This is a genomic window from Hymenobacter sp. (genome assembly GCF_035709525.1).
Lineage (GTDB): Bacteria > Bacteroidota > Bacteroidia > Cytophagales > Hymenobacteraceae > Hymenobacter.
On record NZ_DASTEP010000212.1, the window covers coordinates 1 to 9,477 of the forward strand.

At 63.7% G+C, this 9,477-nt stretch carries 10 protein-coding genes and 1 tRNA gene; 5 read left to right on the forward strand and 6 right to left on the reverse strand.

The window, feature by feature from the left end:
* Positions 1-58 precede the first annotated feature (58 nt).
* From moaC to VFO93_RS18560, 4 genes are all read right to left on the reverse strand, one after another.
* Positions 59-562 (reverse strand): cyclic pyranopterin monophosphate synthase MoaC, encoded by a 504-nt coding sequence (gene moaC, locus VFO93_RS18545; RefSeq protein WP_325135880.1) that lies wholly within the window; start codon positions 560-562, stop codon positions 59-61.
* A 46-nt stretch (positions 563-608) separates the two neighbouring features.
* Positions 609-1,463, reverse strand: coding sequence for a phosphatase PAP2 family protein (locus VFO93_RS18550; RefSeq protein ID WP_325135881.1), 855 nt, complete (start codon positions 1,461-1,463; stop codon positions 609-611).
* A gap of 79 nt (positions 1,464-1,542) precedes the next feature.
* Positions 1,543-2,646 carry a 1,4-beta-xylanase gene (locus tag VFO93_RS18555; RefSeq protein WP_325135882.1) on the reverse strand — a complete coding sequence of 368 codons (1,104 nt, stop codon included), beginning with the start codon at positions 2,644-2,646 and terminating at the stop codon, positions 1,543-1,545.
* A gap of 48 nt (positions 2,647-2,694) precedes the next feature.
* Entirely contained in the window at positions 2,695-3,741 is a 1,047-nt protein-coding gene (locus VFO93_RS18560) for a glycoside hydrolase family 43 protein (RefSeq protein WP_325135883.1), read from the reverse strand.
* Positions 3,742-4,556: 815 nt separating this feature from the next.
* Here VFO93_RS18560 and VFO93_RS18565 point away from each other — a divergent pair.
* Positions 4,557-4,853 (forward strand): KGG domain-containing protein, encoded by a 297-nt coding sequence (locus VFO93_RS18565; RefSeq protein WP_325135884.1) that lies wholly within the window; start codon positions 4,557-4,559, stop codon positions 4,851-4,853.
* 148 nt (positions 4,854-5,001) lie between these two features.
* On the opposite strand, the gene VFO93_RS18570 is transcribed toward VFO93_RS18565, so the two are convergent.
* A tRNA-Met gene (locus VFO93_RS18570) sits at positions 5,002-5,074 on the reverse strand.
* A 141-nt stretch (positions 5,075-5,215) separates the two neighbouring features.
* The gene (locus VFO93_RS18575; RefSeq protein ID WP_325135885.1) at positions 5,216-5,410 is read right to left on the reverse strand and encodes a hypothetical protein; all 195 of its coding nucleotides are present in this window, start codon (positions 5,408-5,410) and stop codon (positions 5,216-5,218) included.
* A gap of 210 nt (positions 5,411-5,620) precedes the next feature.
* Here VFO93_RS18575 and VFO93_RS18580 point away from each other — a divergent pair, with 210 nt between their 5' ends.
* From VFO93_RS18580 to VFO93_RS18595, 4 genes are all read left to right on the forward strand, one after another.
* On the forward strand, positions 5,621-6,871 hold the full coding sequence (locus VFO93_RS18580) for a TCR/Tet family MFS transporter (RefSeq protein WP_325135886.1): 1,251 nt from the start codon (positions 5,621-5,623) through the stop codon (positions 6,869-6,871).
* Between the two features lie 147 nt (positions 6,872-7,018).
* The gene (locus VFO93_RS18585) at positions 7,019-7,384 is read left to right on the forward strand and encodes a BlaI/MecI/CopY family transcriptional regulator (RefSeq protein ID WP_325135887.1); all 366 of its coding nucleotides are present in this window, start codon (positions 7,019-7,021) and stop codon (positions 7,382-7,384) included.
* A gap of 2 nt (positions 7,385-7,386) precedes the next feature.
* Entirely contained in the window at positions 7,387-8,742 is a 1,356-nt protein-coding gene (locus tag VFO93_RS18590) for a hypothetical protein (protein ID WP_325135888.1), read from the forward strand.
* Between the two features lie 12 nt (positions 8,743-8,754).
* On the forward strand, positions 8,755-9,477 hold a 723-nt coding region (locus VFO93_RS18595), incomplete at its 3' end, for a M56 family metallopeptidase (RefSeq protein ID WP_325135889.1).

Sequence of the window (9,477 nt, forward strand, 5' to 3'; positions counted from 1 at the left end):
GCTTCGCTGCGCTCAGCATGACCGTACTATCCACTCATCCACTCATCCAAAAACCCGCTCACCTACCAACTCCCTCGTCGTACCGGAAATCCGACTTGCCGCCTGTCTTTTCGACCAGCCTTACCTCCTCAATCACAATGCCGTGCGACATGGCCTTGCACATATCGTAGACGGTGAGGGCGGCCACGGTAGCGCCGGTGAGGGCTTCCATTTCCACGCCGGTTTTGCCCGTGACGCGGGCGGCGCACTCGATGAGCAGGCTATCGGGCTGCACGGCCTCGATAGTGATTTGGCAATCGTCGAGGCCCAGGGGGTGGCAAAGCGGGATGAGGTCGGCCGTTTTTTTGGCCGCCATCACGCCCGCGATTATCGCGGTTTGAAACACCGGGCCCTTGCGGGTGGGCAGGTCGCCGGCCTGCACGAGGGCCAGAATATCGGCCCCCAGGCGCACGCGGGCGCGAGCGCGGGCCAGGCGGGCCGTGCTGGCCTTCTGGCCTACGTTGACCATCGCCGGCTGGCCGGCTTCGTTGAGGTGGGTGAGCTTAGGAGCTAAATCAGACATAAAAAGCGCGCTGTTGCGCCACGTAAGAATAACCGGCCGGAGCCTACTACTTGGGTCGCCACGTGAGGGTGAGGCCCGGCGTGCTGCCAAAGAACGTGGGCATCACGCCTACATCGCGGCCGATGGGCTTGCGGCCCCAGCGGTTGCGGTGGGTGAGGTAGCCCAAGTGGGCCGACAAAATGCCGAAGCCCGCGCCCGCTACTACGTCGCTCTGCCAGTGCTTGTCGACCACCATGCGCAGCACGCCCACGCTCGTGGCCAGGGCGTAGGCCCCCACGCCGTACCACTGGCTTTTGTCGCGCAGCTCGGTGTGCACGATGCTGGCCGCCAGAAACGCCTGCGCCGTGTGCCCCGATGGAAACGACAGATTATCAGAGCCATCGGGCCGCTCTTCTTTGCTGATAGCCTTTACCAAAAAAGTGCTACCCAACATGATAGCCTCGCTTTTGGCAATTACCAGCAGCACGTTCACGCGGTCGTTGCGCGACTGCACGCCGGCCAGCGCCACCGCGCCCAGCTCGAGGTAGGGCGCAAAGATGAGGTAGTCGGCAATGCGGGTATCATTCCTGGGAAACAGCCGGTGAATGTCGCGCCGGGCCTCCTGGTTGGTGTAGAAGCCGCCGCCGTTGAAGGTGTAGGCCCCGTAGCCGATGAGCAGCGTGGGCACCGCCAGCGCCTTGAACGCCTTACTCTTAAAGAACGGCTTTTTGGTCGGGGCCGGCACGCCGCCGGGGTTTTCGTACTTGCGGGTGGTGTCGGTGGGGGCCGGCGCGGCGGGGTTGAGCGGCACCTGCGCGTGGGCGGCGGGGCCGAAACCCAGCCCCACGCCCAGGGCCAGGGCCAGGATGCACAGGCGCCGGGCCACCGCCCGGCGCAGAAGAAGGGTAGAGGAACGTAACATGCGCCTAATACGGAAAAATGGCGCGCGCATTGGTGCTTTCTGGCAAAAAACCGGGCCGTAGCCGCTCAAAGCCAATGGGCTACTTACCATTCAGGCGCTTGATGAGGTCGGTTTCATCTTGCCGGTAGGGCGTGCCGCCCTGCCGAAACACCTCGTGAAACCACTCGCCGGGCTCGCTGCCATCGGGCAGGGGCGTGTCCCACTGGTACTTGGTGTTGGTTTTGCCTTCCACCAGGCCCCAGTTGATGGCCGCCACGTGGTTGCGCTGGAGCATGGGCATGGTAGTCACGAAGCGCGAGTTGCGGGGCCGGGCCATGTACTCGGTGCACAGCAGCGGCCGGCCGTGGGTGCGCAGCAGGTCGATAACGCGCTGGTGGGCCAGGGCATCGTCGTAGCTGTGGTAGGTGATAACGTCGGAGTGCAGGGCCTGGTAGGTGTTGAGCACGCCCATATCCCAGTTCCAGAGGCCCACGCTCAGGGGCTGGTCGGGGTTGGCGGCCTGCGCCCAGGCAAATACATTGCGCAGCAGCGGCAGCGAGGCCACGCCCTTGCCGCTGTTGCCCGGCTCGTTGTATAAGTCCCAGAGCAAGATGCGCTTGTCGTGCCCAAAGCTGGCGAGCATATCCGCAACGTAGGGCCGCAGCTGCCCAAACGCAGCCGAGTCGCGCGAGGCGGGGTCGCCGGGGTCTTGCAGCCAGCCCGAGTTGTGCACCCCGGTTTTGGGCGCGGGCTGCAAGCCGGCCTGGGGGTCTTTGTTCCAGCAGTCGTCGAAAAACACGAATATGGTCTGGATGCGGTGCTTATCGGCCAGGGCCAGGTACTGGCCTACGCGCTGCTTGAAGCCGGCCGGGTCTTGCCGCCAGGCCAGGCTATGCAAAAAAACGCGCATGGTGTTGAAGCCAATGCCTGCGGCCCACCCCAGCTCGCGGTCAATAGTTTGGGGGTCGAAGGTGGCGGCCTGCCACATTTCGAGCTGGTTGATGGCGGTGCTCGGAATAAAATTGGCCCCCGAGCGCCAGGGCTGGCTTTGGTACCAGGCATTGGCCTGGGCGGCCGTCCAGCGCGGGCCCCGGGCCGGGGCAGCGGGCGCCCCGCTGGGCTTGGGGTTGATTTTGGTTTTTTGGGCGTGCGCGCCAGCGGCGCTCAGGCAGGCCAGGGCCAGCAGGCAGGTACTTCTTTTCATACTATAAACTGGTTGGGGAATAGATAGTTGCACAATACAGCGGAGCGGCTACTCGCCGGCCGGGCGGGGCAGGGGCACGCCTACCTCGGCCGGTGGGCCAAAGCGGGGCGAGCCATCGGCATTCCAGAAAAACTGCTGCATCCGGGGGCTGCGGCGGTCGCCGCAGCCCTCGCCGGGGCGGCTGTTGGCGTGGTAGATTAGCCAGCTCTGGGTGCCGTCTTTCGAGGTAAAAAAGCCGCTGTGGCCGGGGCCGTAGGCGTGGCTGGCCGGGCTTTGCACCAGCAGCGGGGCCGGCGCCTTGGTCCAGGCGGCCGCCACGAGCGGGTCGCGGCCGCTCAGGGTCAGCAGCCCCAGGGCGTAGTCGTCGGTGCCGCAGTGGCTGGCCGAATACACGATGAACACCTTGCCGCCGTGCTGCACTACCTCGGGGCCTTCGTTTACCTTGGGCAGGCCGTGCAGCTCCCAGGGCAGCGTGGGTTGGCTGAGGCAAATGCGCGGCCCGGTGAGCGTCCAGGGGTTGCGCATGGCCGAAATGTAGAGATTTTGCTGGTCGGAGCCCGCCTCCTGGCCCGACCACACCGCGTAGCGCCGGTGGCGCAACTCAAACACGGTCAGGTCAATCGCCCACAAATCGCGGCTGGGGCTGGCCAGGCGGGCCTTCTCGACCCAGGTGCCGGTAGTGGGGTCGGGGCTGGCATTTTCGAGCACCCACGCGCGCTGCCCGCCGCAACAGCGCTCGCCGGCTGGCCCGGCCGTGTAGTAGATATACCACTTGCCAGCCAGCCAGTGCAGCTCGGGGGCCCAGATGTGGCTGCCATTGGGCGTGCCCGGCCGGGGGGCCCATACCACCACGGCTGGGGCCGCGCCCAGCTCGGCCATGCGGGCCGTTTTGCGGATGGTGATGTTGCCGCCGGTAGTGGCCAGAAAATAGTAGTAGCCCGCCCGCTGCACCACCCACGGGTCGGGGCCCGAGGGCAGCAGCGGATTGGTAAACGTGGCCGCCGCCACCGGGCGCAGCCGCTGGCAGCCTGGCAGCGCCCCCGCCAGCAGCCAGGCCAGCCCGAAGCGCCACGGGTGGAAAAAGGGGAGAGCCATACCCCGCAAAAGTAGCCTGTAGCAGAAGCTACTGGCCTGCCCTATGCCCCAGCCTCCGGCAGGCTCGGTGGGTAGCCGCCCCGCAGTGGGTAGCCGCCGGGCAATAAAAAAGCCGCTAGCAAGGCTAGCGGCTTCCCGGATTCAGTCTTTTGCTTCTCAGTGGCGCGTCCCGGCCACTAAACACATAAAATAGGATAATTCTACTAATAAAAATAACTTAAAATAACATCAAACAAAGGCAAGCAGCACTAGCTATTGTCCAATTCAGATGTCCCCACATCCTGTTTTCTTTCCCTTCATTCCTAAATAATACAATAACTATCACCGTTGAATCCGTTGCAAAACTACGCAGGCCATTTATGAAAATGCAAGGATAATTGCACTTTTTTATTTCCCGTTTTTTCAACTTACTGCTTAACTGCTTTTTATAATTTTTAATGTCGCGTTTTCATATGGTTTATCAAATCTGAAGGAGCTACGCCATGCCTCAATAGAAGTGCTGGCCGGGCGGTGCCCGACGCAGAACCCAAGCTGTTGCTAGCCTGCAAGCAGAGGGCAATGGCTACCACTGCCAGCGCCGTGGGGCAGCTACTTAGAGGGTAATACTCCGCCAATTAGCCACCTATCGGTAGAACTTACTATAGGAGCGCAAGGCGAAGCGAGGCACTACGTATTTGCCGCATTTTTGGCCAGTATAAGTCGGTAATTATGGCCTAAAAAGCGCCCTTTTGCTTAAAAAGCTCCGTCGGGCCCCTAGCTTAAACCGTTAGAAAGGCTGCACACCCTTTTTACTCATCTATTTCCCCCTGTTTCTTATGGAATCTACCCCCACCACCTCGCGCCAAGCGGTGGCGGCCCGTGGCGCTGAAGCCACGGCCACCAAAGCAGCCACCAAAACCCGCCCGGCCGCCCGCGTCGGCGATGGCAACCGCCGCCGTGGCTTTGCCAGCATGGACCCCGAGCTGCAGCGCCGCCTGGCTGTTGAAGGCGGCAAAGCCTCGCACATCAGCGGCCGCGGCCACAAATGGACGGCCGAAGAGGCTCGCGAAGCCGGCCGCAAGGGTGGCCTCATCAGCCGCCGCAAGCCCGCTGCCAAAAACAACCCGCAGTAGCACTGGCAGGCCAGTGCCCGCAACAAAAGGCCACCCGTCGGGCGACGTGGTGGCCTTTTCTATTGCCGCCGGCGCGGCCAGAAGGCGGGCGCAAAAGCAAAAAAGCCATATAAACGCTTGGTTTATATGGCTTTTTCTGACTTAGTAGTAGCGGGGACTGGACTCGAACCAGTGACCTTTGGGTTATGAGCCCAACGAGCTACCAACTGCTCCACCCCGCATTGTTTGGTAGTGCAAAGGTAAGGAAAAAAGTTGGAGTGCCAAGCATTTCCACTAAAAATGCTCGTTGTGAAGCTCAGTAGGCTGTTTATCAGTCATAATAATTTAACAGCAGGTGGCTTGACCTACTGCCCGACCCTGTGCTAGGCGCGGTCGCTGGTAGTTTTCACCAGGTTGATGCCGGCAAAAAAGAAGATGAGCCCCACGATAAAGGGCACTACCGAGTTCATTTTGCCCAAGTGCAGGCCACCTACGCCAAGGAAGCCCATCGCGCCCATGATGATGCCAATGATACCCAAAATAGTAAGAATGCTGCCGAAGGTGCGTTTTTGGTTCATGTGAAAAAACAGAAAATGGTGAGGAGTAAGGTAAATGCACCGTCTAAAGCAGCGCTTTTGCTTTATACGTAAGGGTGAGTGGGGAAGTATACGTTTTGGCTGGCATTCGCGCGGGCTGCGCCGCGCGGGCGGGGCGCGCAATACCTTTGCTACCAGTGTTCGCAACTGGCGGCTAGCCATTTTAGCCGCTACTACCAAGCCTTTTGCGCTATGTCTCCTAAACGCCCGGCCGCGCTGGCTTTCATCTTCGTCACGATTCTCATCGATGTTATTGGGCTGGGTATCATTATCCCGGTGATGCCCACGCTCATCGAGCAGCTCACGGGCGAGGGCATCAGCCAGGCGGCCAAGTACGGGGGCTACCTGTCGTTTGCCTACGCGGCGGCGCAGTTTTTCTTCGCCCCGGTCATGGGTGGGCTATCCGACCGCTACGGGCGGCGGCCGGTGCTGCTGGCCTCGCTGCTGGGGCTGGGGTGCGACTACCTGTTTCTGGCCCTGGCGCCCACGCTGGGCTGGCTGTTTGTGGGGCGCGTGGTGGCGGGCATCACGGGGGCCAGCTTCACCACGGCCACGGCCTACATCGCCGACGTGAGCCCGCCCGAAAAGCGCGCCCAGAACTTTGGGCTGGTGGGCGCGGCCTTCGGGCTGGGCTTTATCGTGGGGCCGCTGCTGGGCGGCTATTTCGGCGATTTTGGGCCGCGGGTGCCGTTTATCGCGGCGGCCGGGCTCAGTTTGCTCAACTTCCTGTACGGGCTGTTTGTCATTCCCGAGTCGCTGCCGGTGGCGCAGCGCCGCCCCTTCGAGTGGGCGCGGGCCAATGCCCTGGCCTCGCTGCTGCGCCTGCGGCAATACCCGCAGATAATCGGGCTGGTAGTGGCGCTGGTGCTGCTGTATCTGGCGGGCTCGGCCACGCAGTCGGTCTGGACGTTTTACACCATTCTCAAGTTTGGCTGGGGGCTCAAGCTCATCAGCTACTCGCTGGGCGTGGTGGGCGTGGGGGCGCTGGTGGTGCAGGGCGGCCTGGTGCGGGCGGCCATCCCGCGGCTGGGCGCGGCGCGCTCGATGGTGGTGGGCATGTTGTTTTATATCGTTGGCTTCGTGCTGTTTGCCTTTGCCGCGCGGGGCTGGATGATGTTTGCCTTCACCGGGGTGTATGCGCTGGGCGGGCTGGCGGGGCCGGCCTTGCAGGGGGCCATTTCAAGCCAGGTGCCGGCTACCGAGCAGGGCGAATTGCAGGGCACGCTCACCTCGCTCATCAGCGCCACCGGCGTGGTCGGGCCACTCTTTATGACCAGCTTGTTCACGTTTTTTACCAGCAAGGCGGCCCCGGTTTATTTTCCGGGGATGCCGTTTCTGGTGGGGGCGGGGCTCACGGTGCTGGCCCTGGTAGTGGCGGCCGGGCCACTGCGGCGGCTACCGGCGGCGGTGGGGCCGGTAGCTGCCGGGGTCGCAGGTCACTAGGCCACTGGCTTTATTTTTCAGGCAATAAAAAGCCCTTTTCCTGGCGGAAAAGGGCTTTTTGGTTGGTGGCCTAACTTATTTACCGCGAGCCGCGTTGCCCTATTTACGAAATTTTCGTAGTATTACGAAAAATTCGTAACAACCTGTATGGAACGCCTCACCCAACCCGAAGAAGACGCCCTGCGCGCGCTCTGGCTCACCGGCCCCGCCTTTGTCAAGGACGTGCTCGACCAGCTGCCCGAGCCGCGCCCGCCCTACACCACGCTGGCCAGCACGCTGCGCAACCTGGAACGCAAGCTGTATGTGCAAGCCGAAAAGCTGGGCAATTCCTTCCGCTACTCGGCCCTGGTGAGCGCCGAGGACTACCAGCGCCGCTCGCTCGGCACGCTGGTGCGCGAGCACTTCCAAAACTCTTATAAAGAGCTGGTTTCCTTTTTCGCCAAAGAAGAAAAAGTGAGCGCCGAGGACTTGCAGGAAATCATCCGGCTCATCGAAAGCCAGAAGCCCGAGTAGCCATGCAAGCTGCCCTGCTCTACTTGCTAAAGGCCCACGTGGTGCTGGCCTTGTTCGTGGCCGCCTACTACGGGCTACTGCGCCGGCTCACGTTTTTCACCCTCAACCGGGCGTTTTTACTGCTGGCGGTGGTAGTGGCCGTAGGCTACCCGCTGCTGCCGGCCCCGGCGGCGCTGGCCGGGGTAGTGCCCCCGCTGGGGCTACCCGCGCCGGCCCTGGCCGCGCTGCCGACGCTGGCCACACTACCCGCCACGGAAATGGCGCAGCCGGCCGCGCCATTTCCGTGGCTGCTGGTGGGGCTGGGTAGCTATGCGGCGGGCAGCGCCTTTTTGGTGCTGCGGCTGCTGGGGCAGCTGCTGAGTTTGGCGCGGCTGCGGCGGGGCGCGCAGCCGGCCGTGGTGCTGGGGCAGGCCGTGCGGCTGGTGCCCGGCGCGGGCGGGGCGTTTTCGTTTGGCCGTGACATCTACTTGACGGCTAGCGCGCTGGCCGACACCGAACACCTGCCCGCCGTGCTGCGGCACGAGCAGGCCCACGTGCGCCAGGCGCACACCCTCGATGCGCTGCTGCTGCAACTGCTGGTGGCGCTGGCCTGGCTTAGTCCCGCCGCGTGGCTGCTGCGCCGCGCCGCCCTGGCCAACCTCGAATACCTGGCCGACCGCGCCGCCCTGCCCGCCAGCCCCGGCCGCTACGCCTACCTGCGCAGCCTGGTGAGCCAGCAGGTAGGCGGCGCACCGGTGCCCGCCCTGGCCTTCCGCCCCGCTACTCCCACCCTCAAAAAACGTGTTCTCATGCTTAGCCAACTGCCTTCTTCACCGCGCCAGCTGGGGCGCTACCTACTCGCCGCCCCGCTGCTGGCCGCTGGTCTGCTAAGCCTGGCAGCCTGCGAGCGCCCGCAGGCCGTGGCCCCGGCCGAGCGGTCTACTACTGCTTTGCTTACAGAGACTAAGCTAACGCAGCCCAATGGCCGGCCCATCAATGTGCATTTGGTAAACACCGTGAACCTGAACACGGAGGTAGCCAACCACTACATGCGGCTGATGAACTCGCTTTCGGCAGCGCAGCAACAAGCGCGCGAGGCTACGCTGGCCGACTTGCAAGCCAGGCCCGATTCGACGCGGGCCACGCGAGAGCAGCTGGCCCGGCTATTCGGTTTTGCCAGCCTGGAAGAGCAAACTGCGCTAGACCAAAAATGGCAGCTCGAAAACCAGCTGGCGCACCAGGAAGACCCGGCTTTCTACCGCATGAGCAAGCTAGAGCAACTAGCTGTTTACAAGCTAATTATTGAGCACAACCGGCGCACGGGCGGGCCAACCGTCATTCCGCTGCCGGGCGCACCAGCCACTCCAACGGACTACTAAAACCCGCACCCGATGGAAACCGCCCTGCTCTACCTCTTGAAAGCCCACATGGTGCTGGCCTTGTCTGTGGCTGCTTACTACGGGCTGCTGCGCCGGCTCACATTTTTCCGGCTGAACCGCGCCTACCTGCTGCTGGCGCTGCTGTTTGCGGCCGTGTACCCAGCCCTGCCCATGCCGGGGCTGCTGCCGGCCGAGGTGCCTACCGCGCCGCTGGTAGTAGCCTGGACGCTGCCCAACGCGCCGGCTACCGGCCCGGCCGTAGCCCTGCCGCCGCCCGCCACCCCCGGCCCCGACTGGCCGCTGCTGGCGCTGGGGCTTTATGCCAGTGGGGTGGCCGTGCTGCTGGGCCGCCTGCTGGTGCAGCTGCTGGCGTTGGCGCGGCTGCGCCGCGCCACGCGCCCCACCCACACGGCGGCGGGCGCGCCCTACCGCGAGCTGCCCGCGCCCGGCGACCCGTTTTCGTTTGGGCGCACTATTTACCTGTATCCGGGGCAGCACACGGCGGCCGAGCTGGCAGTGGTGGTGACCCACGAGCAGGCCCACGTGCGCCAGGGCCACACCCTGGATGTGCTGCTGGCGCACGTGGGCACGGCGCTGTTCTGGCCCAGCCCGGCGGCGTGGCTGCTGCGCCGCGCCGTGCTCGATAACCTCGAATACCTGGCCGATGCGGCTACCCTGCGCACCGGCCTCGACCGCCGCGCCTACCAGTACTGCCTGCTCCAGCTGAGCCGGGGC